Annotated in this window: 17 protein-coding genes; 13 read left to right on the top strand and 4 right to left on the bottom strand. The window is 50.1% G+C overall.

Features of this window, described 5'->3' with window-relative positions:
* Window positions 1-50: 50 nt before the first annotated feature.
* Entirely contained in the window at window positions 51-479 is a 429-nt protein-coding gene (locus tag KQJ23_RS02040) for a RidA family protein (protein WP_216476988.1), read from the bottom strand.
* Window positions 480-584: 105 nt separating this feature from the next.
* Between KQJ23_RS02040 and KQJ23_RS02035 the strand changes: the two genes are divergently transcribed.
* Window positions 585-953 (top strand): winged helix-turn-helix transcriptional regulator, encoded by a 369-nt coding sequence (locus KQJ23_RS02035; RefSeq protein WP_216476987.1) that lies wholly within the window; start codon window positions 585-587, stop codon window positions 951-953.
* A 32-nt stretch (window positions 954-985) separates the two neighbouring features.
* Window positions 986-1,318 carry a nucleotide pyrophosphohydrolase gene (locus KQJ23_RS02030; RefSeq protein WP_216476986.1) on the top strand — a complete coding sequence of 111 codons (333 nt, stop codon included), beginning with the start codon at window positions 986-988 and terminating at the stop codon, window positions 1,316-1,318.
* A gap of 39 nt (window positions 1,319-1,357) precedes the next feature.
* Here KQJ23_RS02030 and KQJ23_RS02025 read toward each other — a convergent pair whose 3' ends face one another.
* Window positions 1,358-1,702: a helix-turn-helix domain-containing protein gene (locus KQJ23_RS02025; protein ID WP_216476985.1), complete on the bottom strand. Its 345-nt coding sequence runs from the start codon at window positions 1,700-1,702 to the stop codon at window positions 1,358-1,360.
* 167 nt (window positions 1,703-1,869) lie between these two features.
* Between KQJ23_RS02025 and KQJ23_RS02020 the strand changes: the two genes are divergently transcribed.
* Window positions 1,870-3,300 carry a helix-turn-helix domain-containing protein gene (locus tag KQJ23_RS02020; protein ID WP_216476984.1) on the top strand — a complete coding sequence of 477 codons (1,431 nt, stop codon included), beginning with the start codon at window positions 1,870-1,872 and terminating at the stop codon, window positions 3,298-3,300.
* A gap of 173 nt (window positions 3,301-3,473) precedes the next feature.
* Here the strand turns inward: KQJ23_RS02020 and KQJ23_RS02015 are convergent, their stop codons facing one another.
* Window positions 3,474-4,919, bottom strand: coding sequence for a HAMP domain-containing sensor histidine kinase (locus KQJ23_RS02015; protein WP_249529425.1), 1,446 nt, complete (start codon window positions 4,917-4,919; stop codon window positions 3,474-3,476).
* A complete protein-coding gene (locus KQJ23_RS02010) occupies window positions 4,916-5,596 on the bottom strand; it encodes a response regulator transcription factor (protein ID WP_216476983.1) in 681 nt (226 codons plus the stop codon). The genes KQJ23_RS02015 and KQJ23_RS02010 overlap by 4 nt, the downstream gene beginning before the upstream one ends.
* A gap of 243 nt (window positions 5,597-5,839) precedes the next feature.
* Between KQJ23_RS02010 and KQJ23_RS02005 the strand changes: the two genes are divergently transcribed.
* From KQJ23_RS02005 to KQJ23_RS01960, 10 genes are all read left to right on the top strand, one after another.
* Window positions 5,840-7,111, top strand: a complete 1,272-nt coding sequence (locus KQJ23_RS02005) for a DUF438 domain-containing protein (RefSeq protein WP_216476982.1) — start codon at window positions 5,840-5,842, stop codon at window positions 7,109-7,111.
* 270 nt (window positions 7,112-7,381) lie between these two features.
* Complete coding sequence (locus KQJ23_RS02000) at window positions 7,382-8,326, top strand: ROK family glucokinase (RefSeq protein WP_216476981.1); 945 nt, start codon at window positions 7,382-7,384, stop codon at window positions 8,324-8,326.
* 141 nt (window positions 8,327-8,467) lie between these two features.
* A complete protein-coding gene (rapZ, locus tag KQJ23_RS01995) occupies window positions 8,468-9,361 on the top strand; it encodes an RNase adapter RapZ (RefSeq protein WP_212940417.1) in 894 nt (297 codons plus the stop codon).
* Between the two features lie 76 nt (window positions 9,362-9,437).
* Entirely contained in the window at window positions 9,438-10,382 is a 945-nt protein-coding gene (locus KQJ23_RS01990) for a gluconeogenesis factor YvcK family protein (RefSeq protein ID WP_216477062.1), read from the top strand.
* Between the two features lie 5 nt (window positions 10,383-10,387).
* Window positions 10,388-11,317 carry a DNA-binding protein WhiA gene (whiA, locus tag KQJ23_RS01985; protein ID WP_044480681.1) on the top strand — a complete coding sequence of 310 codons (930 nt, stop codon included), beginning with the start codon at window positions 10,388-10,390 and terminating at the stop codon, window positions 11,315-11,317.
* A gap of 115 nt (window positions 11,318-11,432) precedes the next feature.
* Window positions 11,433-11,702, top strand: a complete 270-nt coding sequence (locus KQJ23_RS01980) for an HPr family phosphocarrier protein (protein ID WP_044480680.1) — start codon at window positions 11,433-11,435, stop codon at window positions 11,700-11,702.
* Between the two features lie 162 nt (window positions 11,703-11,864).
* Window positions 11,865-12,626: an SIMPL domain-containing protein gene (locus KQJ23_RS01975; protein ID WP_216476980.1), complete on the top strand. Its 762-nt coding sequence runs from the start codon at window positions 11,865-11,867 to the stop codon at window positions 12,624-12,626.
* 245 nt (window positions 12,627-12,871) lie between these two features.
* Window positions 12,872-13,840 carry an ABC transporter ATP-binding protein gene (locus KQJ23_RS01970; RefSeq protein ID WP_216476979.1) on the top strand — a complete coding sequence of 323 codons (969 nt, stop codon included), beginning with the start codon at window positions 12,872-12,874 and terminating at the stop codon, window positions 13,838-13,840.
* Complete coding sequence (locus KQJ23_RS01965) at window positions 13,837-14,691, top strand: ABC transporter permease (protein ID WP_216476978.1); 855 nt, start codon at window positions 13,837-13,839, stop codon at window positions 14,689-14,691. The genes KQJ23_RS01970 and KQJ23_RS01965 overlap by 4 nt, the downstream gene beginning before the upstream one ends.
* Window positions 14,691-15,503, top strand: coding sequence for an ABC transporter permease (locus KQJ23_RS01960; RefSeq protein ID WP_216476977.1), 813 nt, complete (start codon window positions 14,691-14,693; stop codon window positions 15,501-15,503). Before KQJ23_RS01965 ends, KQJ23_RS01960 begins: the two co-directional genes overlap by 1 nt.
* Window positions 15,504-15,531: the final 28 nt, after the last annotated feature.

Here is a 15,531-nt window from a genome sequence, read left to right as displayed (position 1 = left end):
CAGTACCTTGCGTATTCCGATGACGTAGCCCTTGCTAGAACTTAGTCCAATTAGAGAAACCGGCCAACCAATGCTTGTTTCCCCTCTTCCCCATCCTCATTTACAAGCGCCACGGCCCTGATCTCGACCCACTGCTCGGGGAAGGCCAGATAGGTTACGCCTATTAGGCTGCCGGCAGGCCGATGATCTCCTACATATTCCTTGAATAGCTCAATGGCGGGCTCTCCGTGCTCCTGAGCGTTGGTCAGGTAGATCTCTACATAAGCAAGATTCGCCTTGGTAATGCCGAATTCTGTCAGCACACGGTCCAGATTGCTCAGCGTCTGTTCGGTCTGGAGCTTGATATCGCCAGCTCCTACGAACTCGCCTGCGGCGTTGTGAGAAAACTGTCCTGAGATATAAAGGGTACCGTTAACACTGTATCCTTGTGAGATGCCGTGATCCCAGAGATTATGGTTATAGGTCCTGATTGTATTCATGTGAACTCTCCTTTACTTCAAATTATGGCTAGTATAAACTGGGCATAAAGAAAGGAATAGTACGCACTTTGAAGATAGGTACTACCTGAAAGGATAGTGTGAGATATGGGCATATCCGATTTAAACGGCAAAGGGACGCGGATTCAGGATACCCCGTTTGGCTATACGATGTCCGTAATTGGTGGAAAGTGGAAGATGGTCATTTTGTACCTTCTGGCTGAGAAGCAGCCGGTTCGCTTCAATGAAATGAAGAGACAACTAGGGTCCGTTACATATAAAACCCTAAGCTCCCAGCTTAAGGAGCTGGAGGCAGACGGGATGGTTGAACGTAGAGAGTATCCGCAAGTGCCGCCCAAAGTAGAGTATAGGCTGACGGATAAAGCGCAGACGCTGCTGCCCGTGCTGGAACTGCTATGTGACTGGGGGATTAAGAATCAGAACACAGTTAAAGTAGTCGGTATAGAAGAAGATTGAGCAGAAGATATAGTAGAAGGGGATCGCCGATTATGAACGAGGAACTGAGAAAGCAATTGCTGGCCTTCCGGGAGGACCGGAATTGGGGGCAGTTTCATAATCCAAAGGATTTGGCGATTTCGCTAAGTCTGGAGGCCTCGGAACTGCTGGAGAATTTTCAATGGAAGTCTTCGGAAGAGACGGTGGCTGCGAAAGGACAAGAGTTGGCGGATGAACTGGCTGATGTGCTGATTTATGCCTTTTTTCTGGCCGAAGCCTTAGATCTGAACTTCGAAGACATCATTCGGGACAAGATGAAGAAGAACGCTGCCAAATATCCGGTGGACAAGTCCTTTGGGACAATGACTAAGTATACGGAGTTGTAGCAGATTTAACCAAAATAGCCCTTCCCACAACGGGAAGGGCTATTTAAATGCCTTCAACACCTCTTGATTTACCCGCCGCAAAGTCTCAATCTGTTCCTTGGTTAATCCCTCTGTGCTTACAACAAAATGATCGATAGCTTCCCAACGAGGCGAATCTTCTCGGATCTGCTCATTATTGAAATAAGCCACTTCACGAAGGGTCACTTGCAAGGCTGCCAGCACTTTCTCCAAAGTATCAATGGAAAAGTTCCGTTCTCCCCGTTCAAGAGCTCCGATATATCTATAGTCCAGGCCGGATAAATCCGCTAAATTTTGTTGCGTGAGGCCCTTAGCATTTCGTATAGCCCGGATTCGATTTCCTAGAAAATTGCGCAATGCTGTCATTTCATCACCTCAATATAAGCTTAGGTGACTTGGAAAACAATATGCAGGGCACCGAATATAGTTTTTTATATACAAAATACTACTTATATATAGTATAATAGAGGAGAAAGCAGGGAAATATGGAAATTAAGTGTTGCCGGTTTTGCATATATCAAGGAGGTGCTTCCATGGAACCTGATACTACGGTTAGTCAGCAGCTAAAGGATTATCTGAGCGTGACAGGGATGACTTTGAAGCAGTTCTCTGATATTTGCGGAATTAATGCGGGGACTCTTAGCGCAATGTTAAGTGAACAACGCCGGATTTCCATGCACAATTTAGATCGTTTGACGAGGGGGATGGGTTTAGCAGAAGGTTCGCTTTATGAGGCCTACCTGCAAGGCTGTCTGCTCAACTCGCCTCCGGACTGGAGACGGATGGGACCGTTTATCCATCGTTGCGCCGAGCTGGACAAGCTGAATTGCCTTGAGCGCGTTGTTCATGCGTTGGCTGATCATTTGACCTATATTCCTCTCTTATTTGATATGGCAGAATTGCTCTGGAATGAGGGGAAGAGGGAGGCTGCCGCTGTGTTATATTTGTGCGTTGCACAATGCGAGAAGTATCAGCACTCTGAACGATTGGCGCTGTGCCGGTATCGGCTATTTACAATTGAGCTCAGCAATAATCAGGAGAGTAATTTGCTTGCCGCAGCCTGGTTTGAGGAATATGTAGATCGTATGGACGAGTCAAATCAGTTGGATGCTGTTAAGGATTTGGCTGATTTATATGCGTCGCTGCATCGTTGGGATCGGGTTCAGTCTTTAGCTGAGACGTTAGAGCACAAGTCTTTAATACAGTATCGTCATCGTCTGAAGCGCAAGCGTGAGGAGGCGGTGGAGGATAGGCCATCCAGAGAACTGTTGTTTTATCTGCTTTATGCCTACTTATTGATGGCTAATGTATGTGATGCTTACCAGGAGTATGATAGGGCTTTACAGTACGTGAACTTATATAGCCAGGCGGAGCTCTTGGGAGTTGAGGGGTTAAGCGAAGCAGAGCAGCAAGTAGTGCACCAGTTCCAACAGTGGGGGGAAGGCAATGCCTGTTTGTACCGCTTAATGTCCGGAGAGGTTGAGGTATTAGCGAATTATGCAGAATATGTCGAGCATCATGCGGAGGAGAGAATCCCGGCCATGTATCGCATTTTGCAGGCAGCTAATCGGTTTGGCTTAAATGTGGATCATTTACTTGAACCCCACGGAGGGAATCTGTTGTTTGAGGAACGGAGCTCTCTTCTGGGAAGCTATAATGCGCAAATTGCTGCGAATCATTATATTCGGTATATTTCTGAGCTGTCGCTTTATCATTTGAGAGCCCAGCGGTATGAAACGGGGTTTCGGTATTTGCTGGAGGGCTTGGAATGGGCCATGCATTATAACCATGAGTCCATGTTGATCCAGTGTGTTCGACTATTTGAACAATATAGGCAAGAGGCAACTGAAAGTCGACGCGAGCAGTACAAAAATTTGTTATGTGGGGTGAAAAAGGATGAAGAAACGAAGCTTCTTGTTGATGAGCGCGTTCAGCTTGGCAGTAGCTGTTGGACTGCTGGCTGATTCGGGCATCATTAAACCGTTGATTCATGGATTGGGCGGCTGAGTTCGGAAACTTCTTATTTCAAGAAAGTTTTAGGTGAACAGAACATCAAAATCACCCTTCTGAATATCAGGAGGGTGATTTCGGTTCTCGGGGATAGATACACAGGACATGAGCAAGTGAGGAATTGCTATTATTTTTGTGAAATAATCACCCGGGTCCCATTGGCGGATACCGCTTCACGCACCAATCCCATTTCCCGGAGCAGCAGATCCACGACTTGGAGGCCGAGCCCTGCCCCCTTCGCGGGAGACTCCGCGCTCATACCGGGCCCATGATCGGTAATCGCGAGCGCAGCCTTACCCTCTTCGCTATGGAGGACTGAAATACCGATGTAGCCGCCGGATCGGGCATGCCGGATCGTGTTTTGGAACAAGTTGTCGAGCACTCTTCGGAAGCCTTGCTCATCGATGCGCCAGATGAGCGGCTCCTCCGGCAGTTCAATATGGATTTCCATACCCGCCTTTTCCCATAGCGGATACCAGGCCGCCGCACTCAACCGCACAATGCGCAGCACATCCAGTTCCTCGGGCTTCATGGAATATCTTCCGCTGGTAAGCAGGTTATAGGAGAGCAAATGGTCGATCAAGCCGCTGAGATCATTAATCTTCCCTTCCATCAGTTCAAGCATTTCTTTTCCCGCAGGAGACAAGGGCTCCTTGCGGAAGGAATATAACTGTCCGCCCAGGACGGTTAGCGGCGTTCTCAGATCATGCGACAGGTTGCTGATCAGGTTTTTCCGCAGCGTTTCTTCCTCCCGCTCCTTCCGGCGGCTGTCATGCAGCACGTCTACCATATGATTGAACGCCTGCTCCAGCCTTCCAATCTCGTCCGGCCGCCCCTCGATAATCCGTGTAGGCAGGCCGTCCTTCCCGGTGACCGTCATCCCGAACTCCAGCCAGCGCAGCCGCTTCTGAATATCCCGGAAGAACCAGTAGGCGAGAAGCAGGAAGAGCGCGAAAATCACCATGAAGAAATACATGCCATAGAACTGGCCGTCATTATTGTTGGATGACGGGGTATGGTTCATATATTTTCGCGGTAATTCCAATACCATAAACCCTTCATCCGTCGGCTGCTCGCCGCCTCCGATAATGGCAACCGTCGTAAATGGATCAGAGTCATAGGCTTGCTTCATATAAGCAACTACTTTTTCCGTGGACCAGTAATCAGGCACCTCAGAGGTTTCCGGCAGCTTCAATTGAGTCTTGCCGTCCGAGTCGACCCAGAACAAAGTGGCTTCGGGGTATTTATCATGAACCCTTTGGAGTACCTGGTCCTTATCCGAAGAGGACTTTCCGTGCAGTGCCAGTGCTTCCTCATGCCACATTCGTTCAATCTTAATCCCGGAGCCGTAATTGGGCAGCTTTGTTTCGGCTGATTCCTTCGGGGTCGAATGGAACAGCAGACTGCTGATGGCCAGGGAGGCTACAAAGGTTAGGGGCAGCACAATCGGGAGCAATACCATGGCAATGACGACAATAAGCACAAATCGGGAGAGCAGCGAGTTTCGAAAGCGAGGGCCTTTTCTGAATCCGGGAGATACTTGTTTATAGCCGGTCATTTGTTTCTTCCTCATGACTTCACCCGGTATCCGATGCCGCGGATCGTTTCAATAATAGAAGGTTCTGCCGGGTTGATCTCCAGCTTCTCGCGGAGGTGGCGGATGTGAACCATCAGTGTCTTGTCCCCATCCAAATACGGCTCACCCCAGACTGCCTCGTAGATTTGCTCCTTGGTCAGGATTTGACCGAGATGGCGAAGCAGGAACTGAAAAATGTAGAATTGCTTGCCGGTCAGCACAATTTCCTCTCCAGTAGGTTCAACAACAATCCGGTTTTCCCGTTCAAAGACCAGCAGATGACCCAGCCGCAACGGCTCATTCTCGAGCGCAACCGTGCCGCCCCGGCGGAGCAGAACCTCCAGCCTGGCAGCCAGCTCGTCCGGGTGAAAGGGTTTGGTCAGATAATCATCAGCGAATTCCAGTCCCTGGAGCTTATCATCAATAGAAGTCCGGGCAGAGAGCATCAGGATGGGGAGGTTAGGGTATTGCTTCTTCAGACGCTGTCCCACCGTGAACCCGTCCAGTCCGGGCAACATCACATCAAGGATCGCCAGACGGCAGTCCTTTGCTTCCTCGACCGCCTGTTCGCCGCTGGTTAGCCAGGTGACGCGGTACCCGCGGTCTTTAAGGTCTGCACTGACCCATTCCCCAATCTCGCGATCATCTTCAATATATAGTACTTGCGTTTGCATCTTATTCACGATCAATCATTCCTTTCGAACCCTATTGTTGCAAATTCCAAGGAAAAAGAAAACCGCCCAAAGTCCAGGACGAAAAACCGTCAAACAATCCAGGTTTTGTTTTGTGATTCCAGTCACAAAATCTCTTGTCGGCCTATGATACGTTCTAAGCATGAGAACCATTCTCAGCGACTTATCCGAAGATGGAATAACGACTACGACATTATAGAGTAAATAGTTGAAGGAGGAACAGGCATGAGCGAATTTATCAATAATCGCGAGCATCAGGCTCGGGAGCAGACGCGCAGACAAGAAATGCTCAAGGAGATTATTAAGGAACTGCATCAAGGGAAGAGTGTAGAGGAAGTAAAGGCACGCTTTGAAGAAGCTGTCGGTGATGTAACCGTATCGGAAATCTCCGCTCTGGAGCAAGCTTTAATGGAAGAAGAGGGAATTCCGGTTAGTGAGGTGCAGCGGCTTTGTTCCGTGCATACCGCTATTTTCAAAGGTTCGATCGAAGACATTCATGCTTCCCGTTCCGTGAAGCCTGAGGAGCAGCCCGGACATCCGGTGCATACCTTCAAGCTGGAGAATAGAGAAATTGAGAAGCTGACCAACTTCAAAATTCGTCTTCACCTGGATAAGCTCCGCAAGGAGGATACAGATGAGATCCGGTATAAGCTGCTGGAGGATCTGAGCTTGCTGCTTGATCTTGATAAGCACTACAGCCGGAAGGAGAATCTGTTGTTCCCTTATTTGGAGAAGTACGGAATTTTCGGTCCGACCAAGGTCATGTGGGGCGTGGATGACGGCATCCGCCTGATGATCAAAGAGGTCAAGGCCAAGCTGGTTCCAGGACAAGGTGATCAAGAGACGCTCTGCATGGATCTGGAGCGGGTCATTCAAGAAGTGAACGAGATGATATTTAAGGAAGAAAATATTTTGCTCCCGATGGCGCTGGAGAAGCTGACCGAGGATGAGTGGTTGAAAATTGCCCAGGAGAGTGAGCAGATCGGCTTCTGTCTGACGGCTCCCGACAAGGAATGGATTCCGGATCGTGTTCCGCTGCCTGCCGAGGCCTTAGCGGAGACAGATGAAGGAGAGGAAGAGCAAGCAACACCGCAAGGCTTTGTACGCTTCGAGACAGGTACGGTGTCGGTGGCTCAATTGGAGGGCATCATGAACCATCTGCCGGTCGATCTGACGTTCATCGATGAGAATGATGTTGTCCGTTATTTCTCCCACGGCAAGGAACGGATCTTCGCGCGGACAAAGGCGGTTATCGGCCGGACCGTGCAGAACTGCCATCCTCCGCAAAGCGTGCACATTGTTGAGCAACTGCTGGCTGATTTTAAATCCGGGAAGAAAGATGTTGAGGATTTCTGGATCCCATTCAAAGACAAGTTCGTCTATATCCGCTACTTCGCTATAAGAGCAGAGGACGGGACTTACATGGGCACCCTGGAATTCACTCAAAATATTGCTCCGATTCGTGCGCTGGAAGGGCAAAAACGGATCATGTCATAATGAGTGATCAAAAGATGACTTTTTGAAATACCGCTCATAAGGAAATTGTACGGCTCCCGCGGGAACTGCTCATGGTTATCGAGCGGTCTCTGCGGGTGTTTTTTTAAGAGGCTGTGATGCATGTCATACTACGTGTAATCCCTTGACTTTCCTGCATTTCCAGACGCACTCTGCTTCTCTTGACCGAATGTAAGGGTTCGCTTATAGTGGGTACGTAGGAGTATGGAATAGATTGATTTTAATTAATTTCGATAAAAGGTGGCTTGTGAAATGTCTGAAAAAATTTACATTGGCGTGGATCTTGGCGGAACAGCGATCAAGGTCGGCATCTGCAGTGAGGAAGGACAATTGCTTCATACGTATGAAGGACCAACGGAAAAGGAGAAGGGTCCGGATACCGTGGTAGGCAATATTGAGAAATATGTCCGGCTCGTAGTCGAGCAATCTCCGTTTGAATGGGATCAGGTTGCTGGAGTAGGTGCCGGAGTAGCCGGCTTCACCAATGTAAAGGAAGGCATTATTATTCTTGCGCCCAATGTAGGACTCAAGGATCTGCATATTCGCGAGATTCTCGAGGAACGCCTTGGCAAGCCGGTTATGATCGACAATGATGCTAATGTGGCGGCCTTGGGCGAAGCTTGGGGCGGTGCAGGCAAGGGTGTCGAGAACTGCGTATGCTATACGCTCGGAACCGGCGTTGGCGGCGGCATTATTATTAATGGAAAAATTTATCAAGGCTTCTCTGGAATGGCCGGCGAGCTGGGACATGTATCTGTTGTTCCGGACCTGGAAGCGATTCAGTGCGGCTGCGGGAAGATGGGCTGCCTGGAGACAGTCTCTTCGGCAACCGGTATTATCAAGATGGCCAAGGACGCAGTAGCCCGCGGCGAACGTACTTCCCTTGCCCAAGTGGAGAACATTATGGCGAAGGATGTATTTGATGCAGCAAAATCGGGCGATGAAGCGGCGATTCGAATCGTTAACCGTGCGGCATTCTATCTCGGTAAATCGATGGCGGCTACAGCTGTCATTCTTAATCCGGAGCTGTTCATCATCGGCGGCGGTGTTTCCTATGCGGGAGATATTCTGTTTGACGAGATCCGCAGCGTATTTGCCAAGCTGACACCAGAGCCCGTTCAAAAAGGCCTTCGAATCGTGCCTGCTACTTTGGGCAATGATGCGGGTATGGTTGGCGCAGCCGGCTTGTTCCTGTAAATTGTGACGGGATTCTACCGATAAACTTAAGTCATGCAAAACAAAGTTCGTGGTCAGGGCATAAGTATGAAGTTTGATGTAGTGCATACGTTGCCCCCAACACGTACAATTATGTCTGACTTATTTTAAGGAGGGAGCAGAATGCCTGAAAAAGAGGAAACATCTGTCGCGAATCTGATCATTATTACGGGGATGTCCGGGGCAGGCAAATCGGTTGCCGTAAAAAGTCTGGAGGATCTCGGCTTTTTCTGCGTCGATAATCTGCCGCCGGTGCTGATCCCCAAATTCGCCGAGCTCATTGAACAGTCGAAGGGTAGAATTGCCAAGGTAGCGCTGGTCATCGACTTGCGGGGCCGGGAGTTTTTCACTGCGCTGTCGGAATCGCTGAATTATATCAAGGATCATTTCACGATCAAGAGTGATATTCTGTTCCTGGATGCGACGGATGCTGTCCTGGTGCAGCGTTACAAGGAGAGCCGCCGTCGCCACCCCCTTGCTCCTGACGGGATGCCGCTGGACGGGATCAAGCTGGAGCGTAAAATGCTGGATGAGCTAAAAATGTCGGCAAGTCAGGTCATCGATACGAGCAACATGAAGCCGGCCCAGCTGAAAGAGAAGATCATTTCCCGCTTTTCCCACTTAGAGAGCAATAACCTGTCTGTGAATATTACTTCCTTTGGCTTCAAATACGGAATACCGATCGATGCGGATCTGGTATTCGATGTCAGATTCCTTCCGAACCCTCATTATATTGACCAGCTTCGTCCACACACGGGACAAGACAGTGATGTATATGATTATGTTATGAAGTGGCCGGAAACCCAGGAGTTTCTGACCAAGCTGCTAGATATGCTTCATTTCTTGCTGCCCCAGTATTATAAAGAGGGCAAGAGCCAAGTCATTATCGGAATCGGCTGTACCGGCGGCAAGCATCGTTCCGTCGCCATCGCCGAATATCTGGGCCGTATGCTTGGAGCGAGCGAGACCGAATCCGTTCGCGTCAGCCATCGGGATGAGGGCCGGGACCGGAATTAGTTGCTGCTCAGAAAGACAGAGGTGAGTTTGGGTGATCCATCGGATCAAGAACGAGAGAGTGCCGCGGATTGTCGTGATGGGCGGGGGAACCGGCTTGTCAGTCATGCTGCGGGGGTTAAAGGAGAAGCCGCTCGACATTACGGCTATTGTTACCGTCGCCGATGACGGGGGGAGCTCCGGTATTCTCCGCAGCGAGCTGCAAATGCCGCCGCCGGGAGACATCCGCAACGTATTGACGGCATTGGCCGATGTGGAACCGCTGTTATCGGATATGCTCAGCTACCGCTTTTCGAATGGCTCCGGCTTGGCCGGCCACAGTCTTGGCAACCTGATCCTTGCCGCGATCACGGATATCTCCGGAGATTTCGTGACAGCGGTCCGGGAACTGAGCCGGGTGTTCGCTGTTCGCGGGCGGGTTCTGCCGGCAGCGGGTCAGGCCGTGGTCTTGAATGCGGAAATGGAGGATGGCTCGATCGTGACGGGGGAATCGAAGATTCCTGAAGCAGGCGGCAAGATCAGCAGGATCTTCATTGAACCGGAAGAAGTGGAGCCGCTTCCTGAAGCCGTCGAGGCGATCCGTGAAGCGGATGCCATACTGATCGGTCCGGGAAGCCTTTATACCAGCATTATTCCAAATCTGCTTGTGCCCAAGCTGGCCGAAGCGGTTCTGGAGAATGAAAATGCCATTAAAATATTTGTCTGCAACGTTATGACCCAGCCCGGGGAGACCGATGATTATACGGTAAGCGATCACTTAGAGGCTATTTACAAGCATGTAGGGCATCATTTGTTTGATTATGTCATTGTGAATGACGGAGAAATTCCGGCTCAGGTCCAAGATTTCTACGCTGAGAAGGGCGCCAAGCCCGTTCAGGTGGATTGGGATGTCGTGACCGGCCGGGGCTACAAGATGATCGCCGATACGTTGGTCCTGTTCCGCCGTTATCTGCGGCATGACGCTGACAAGCTGAGTCAACACATTTATCAGCTGGTGCAAGACTGGATTAGCAGAAAGAGGTGAATCCGTTGTCGTTTGCGGCGCAAACCAAAAAAGAACTGACCATGATCGAAGCGGACGCTTGCTGTGAACAAGCGGAGCTCTCCGCGCTGATCCGGATGAACGGGTCGGTACAGCTGACCAACAAGAAGGTCGTGCTCGATATCTCTACGGAGAACGCTGCGATAGCAAGGCGGATCTATTCTCTTCTGAAGAAGCATTTTCAGGTGCATACCGAGCTCTTGGTGCGTAAGAAAATGAGGCTCAAGAAAAATAATGTCTACATCGTGAGAATACCTGCCCGTGTTCAGGAAATCCTAAAAGAGCTGCACATTGTCTCCGAAGGCTTTGTCTTTACGCCGGGGATTCATGAAGAGCTTACCCGGAAAAATTGCTGCAAGCGCGCTTATCTGCGGGGAGCCTTCCTTGCCGGCGGCTCAGTCAACAACCCGGAGGGTTCCTCATACCATCTGGAAATTTCGTCGATGTACGAAGAGCATTGCCAAGCCCTGGTGACCCTGGCCAATGAATTTCATCTGAATGCGCGTTGCATCGAGCGGAAGAAGGGCTTTATTTTTTACATTAAGGAAGGCGAAAAGATTATCGAGCTGCTGAACATCATCGGAGCGCACCAAGCCCTGTTCAAGTTTGAGGATGTACGAATTATGCGGGATATGCGCAATTCGGTCAACCGCATCGTCAACTGCGAGACCGCCAACCTGAACAAGACGATTGGAGCAGCCGTCCGGCAGATCGATAATATCAAGCTGCTGCAGAAGGAAATGGGTCTGGAAAATCTGCCCGACAAGCTGCGTGAGGTAGCTGAGATTCGTCTGGCACATCCGGATATGAACCTGAAGGAAGTCGGAGAGATGTTAAAAAACCCGGTAAGCAAGTCCGGTGTCAATCATCGACTGCGAAAAATCGACGAGCTGGCAGAAAAAATCCGGGGCAGTTAAAGTTGTTTTCGGTTTTGCTAGTGTGTCAATGTCGGTGTATGATATAATGGATTTAATTATAAATGTTCACAAATGGTGGACACGTGGTGGATCAAGTATTAGGGGGTAAGGATAGATGGTAAGAAACCCGGTAACCGTTCGTCTTAAGACGGGGCTTCATGCCCGGCCGGCAGCGCTTTTTGTTCAGGAAGCCAACAAATATTCTTCTGAGATTTTTGTTGAGAAGGATGATAAAAAAGTAAATGCCAAAAGTATCATGGGAATTATGAGCCTTGCGATCAGCACGGGCACCGAGATTTACATAAGCGCAGAGGGTGCGGATGCCGAGCAGGCCGCAAGCGCTTTAATCAATCTTGTCAGCAAGGAAGAGCTTGAGAATCAATAATATCCTTTAGACGGTTATGATCCGGGCAAAGGGACGAGAATGGGAATGGATCGAATTTGCGATTCATTCTCATTTTTTTTGTTTATCTGCAACTATCAATCTCTTTTCTGCGTTTAGAAGATAAAATCACCAATATTATGAAACAAAATGGAGGTCATTGAGATGAATAAATGGGTCAAGTCTGTTAGTGCATTTGCAATCGCTGGTACATTGTTGACTGGAGCGGCTTTTCTGACCAATACAGCGGGTCCGGCACAGCCGGCCAAGGCTGCAGAGAGTGATGTGCTGCGCAATGTCGTGAATGTTACGGGATCAGGAGAGCTGTCCGTCAAGCCGGATATCGTCACTCTGACGATTGGCGTCGAGACGGAAGCCGCTACTGCGAAGGAAGCACAAAGTACCAACAGCGCCAAAATGGCGAAAATCCAAAGCGTGTTGAAGGATACCTGGAAGGTAGATACCAAGGATCTTCAAACCGGACAATTCTATGTACAGCCGAACTACGCCTATTCTGAAAAGGAAGGCCAGCAAGTGAAGGGTTATACCGCTTATCATTCATTGAACGTCACTTACCGCGATCTGACCAAGGTTGGACAACTGCTGGATGCTGTTTCGGAAGCCGGAGCAAACCGGATTTCGGATGTGCGCTTCAGCACAGAGAACACCGATCAGTATCAGGAGCAAGTGATTGACAAGGCTATGAGCAACGCCAAGCTCAAGGCTTCTGCCATTGCCAAGTCGGCAGGCCGCTCGCTGGGCGTAGTTGTTAATGTAACCTTGTCCGGCGGGGGAGAGACTCCGGTATATATGCAAAATGAAATGCTGATGAGCAAAGCTGCTGCCGATACCGCTGGCTCTACCTCGCTTGAAGCCGGTGAAGTGACGTTGAAGGCGACCGTCAGTGTTACTTATGAACTGAAATAACAGCGTGATGTTTTAGACACACCCGGGAACGGCGAGATTGGATTCGCTGTTTCCGGGTGTTGTTGTGTGGAGGTTTCTTCCTATAAAGGCGGCCAGAACAGGATTCAATGAAAGGGTATTGTATCCTCCGCCAAAACAAGGTATAGTGAATATGCAAAAAAATGAATCGATCGACCTGAAAAGCCATACCAATGGATATGGCTTTTTTTTCTTAAAGACACCCTATAGAAGGAGTTGATGCTACGATGATTGAATTGTCCGGCGTTGAAAAGCAATTTGCGGGACAAGTCGTTGTGCATCCGCTTTCGCTCACCATTAAGGAAGGGGAATTCCTAACCTTGCTGGGCCCGAGCGGCTGCGGCAAGACGACGATTTTGCGCATGATTGCCGGATTCGAGCAGCCGACCAGCGGACAGATTCTGCTGGATGGTACCGATCTGACAAGCCTGCCGCCCAATCGCCGGGACTTGAACCTGGTATTTCAGCACTATGCCTTGTTTCCCCATATGACTGTTGAAGATAATATTGCATTTGGCCTGAAGATGAAGAAGCTGCCCCCCAAGGAGCAGCGTAAGCGTATTGATGAAGCCGTGACTATGACCCAGCTTACCGCACTGGTGAAGCGTTATCCGCACCAGCTATCCGGCGGACAGCAGCAGCGGGTTGCCATTGCCCGCGCCATTGCCAACAAGCCGAAGGTGCTGCTCTTGGACGAGCCTCTTGGTGCGCTTGATCTGCAGCTTCGCAAAAACCTGCAATCCGAGCTCAAGCATCTGCAACGGAGTCTCGGGATCACGTTCGTCTATGTGACCCACGATCAAGAGGAAGCGATGATGCTATCCGACCGGATTGTCATTATGAATAGTGGAAAAGTCGAGCAAATCGGCACGCCGCGCGAGATTTATGCCACGCCAAAAACCCTTTTTTCCGCTACATTTGTGGGAGAGAATAACATTTTCTCGCTGGATGGGCGGCTGTTTGCCGTGCGTCCCGAGAAGCTATCGGTCGAGCGGAACCCGGAGGGCTGCAAGCGCGTCGGTGAAGTGATGGATGTGCTCTATCTGGGCAGCATTCATAAACTGGTCGTACAATTGGAAGATGAGCCGATGACCGTATCCGTTGTCCTGGATATCTCGGATGAGCGCCCATGGACGATCGGTGAGAAGGTAGGCGTGAATTGGAAGACCGAGAATGAGGTGGTAATCGGACCATGAGACGGTGGAGATCTAGCCTGGGGCTGCTGCCGGTCCTGTTCTGGCTGAGCTTGTTTCTCGTTGTTCCGATGCTGATTGTTGTCGTGATCTCCTTTATGGGCCGCGATGAAATGGGTAATGTCGTATTTACATTCCAGGCCAGCAGCTATGCGACCTTTTTTGATTCGCTGTACCTGGGTATTTACTGGGATACCATCGTATTATCTGTGGTAACGACGGTTCTGTGTTTGCTGTTCAGCTACCCGCTGGCCTATTACATTGCCAATGCCGGGCCGCGTATGCAGACATGGGGGCTTGCGTTAATCACGATTCCGTTCTGGATCAATTTTCTGATCCGGACCTATGCCTGGGTGCTGCTCTTGCGGACGCAGGGCGTGGTGAACAATCTGTTGATTCAATTCGGGTGGATCCATGAGCCTCTGCAGCTGCTATATACCAAGGGAGCCGTATTGCTGGGCATGGTGTATACCTTCATTCCATTTATGGTGCTCCCGATCTACGTAGCGCTAGAGCAAATGGATAAGCGGCTGCTGGAGGCGGCAGATGACCTAGGTGCGACCAGATGGAAATCGTTCTGGCATATCACCTTGCCGCAGACCAAATCGGGCATCATGACAGGCTCCGTGCTTGTCTATGTGTCGACCAGCGGCATGTTCGTGGTCACCGATATTCTTGGCGGAGCCAAGTCGGCGATGATCAGTAACATCATTCAGAGCCAGTTCTTAGGTGCACGCAACTGGCCGTTCGGTGCGGCGCTCTCCGTCATCTTTGTGATTACTTCGCTGGTGCTGATTGCCCTGTTCAACAGGGCAATGACATCCAAGCATCTCGCTGCAAAGGAGGGACGCTGATGCATACGAAGCGAAAAAACCATCCGCTGCTGGGAATTCACTCCCTGCTGGTGATGATCTTCATCTATGTGCCGATCGGCTTTATCATTGCCTATTCCTTCAACAGCTCGCGTCTGGCTGCCGATTGGAGCGGATTTACGCTGGATTGGTACGTTTCCCTGTTCAACAACCGGCGGGTGATGGAGGCACTGGGCAATACTTTAACGGTAGCGATAGCTGCTACGGTAGTATCGACCTTATTGGGAACGCTGGCTGCATTGTCTATCCGTAGTGTAGGACGCAAGACCAAGGCCGGTATGGGCGGACTGCTGTATTTGCCGATTATTATTCCGGATATCATTATGGGCTTGTCCCTGTTGGTGCTGTTCACGCAGTTCCATATTCCGCTTGGGAAGCTGACGATCATTATCGCGCATATTACATTCTGTATCTCGTATGTCTATGTGATTGTCTCGACGCGCCTTGCGGGTATGGGCGGGCAGTTAGAGGAAGCAGCGCAGGATCTGGGGGCGAACGCTTGGCAAACCTTCCGGCATGTGACGCTGCCGCAGATTACGCCAGGGATCATTTCCGGGGCTTTGATCGCTTTCACCATGTCCCTGGATGATTTCATGGTCAGCTTCTTTGTCAGCGGACCGAGCTCCACGACACTGCCGATTTACATTTACGGACAAGTCAAACGGGGTATTTCCCCGGAAATTAACGCCTTGTGTACCCTATTGATTCTCGTGAGTGTTACCTTGATTTTCTTGGCTCAATTTGTGTTAAATAGAGGCAAAGGCCAGAAAAAACAATCGGTGCTTCCGTTCTAGGGGCACGCTAACTTAAATGATTTTGCGG

Source organism: Paenibacillus brevis (genome assembly GCF_018919145.1).
Classification (GTDB): Bacteria; Bacillota; Bacilli; order Paenibacillales; family Paenibacillaceae; genus Fontibacillus; species Fontibacillus brevis.
The sequence above is the reverse complement of the archived record's forward strand: the minus strand, read 5'-3'. Positions and strand labels throughout refer to the sequence as shown.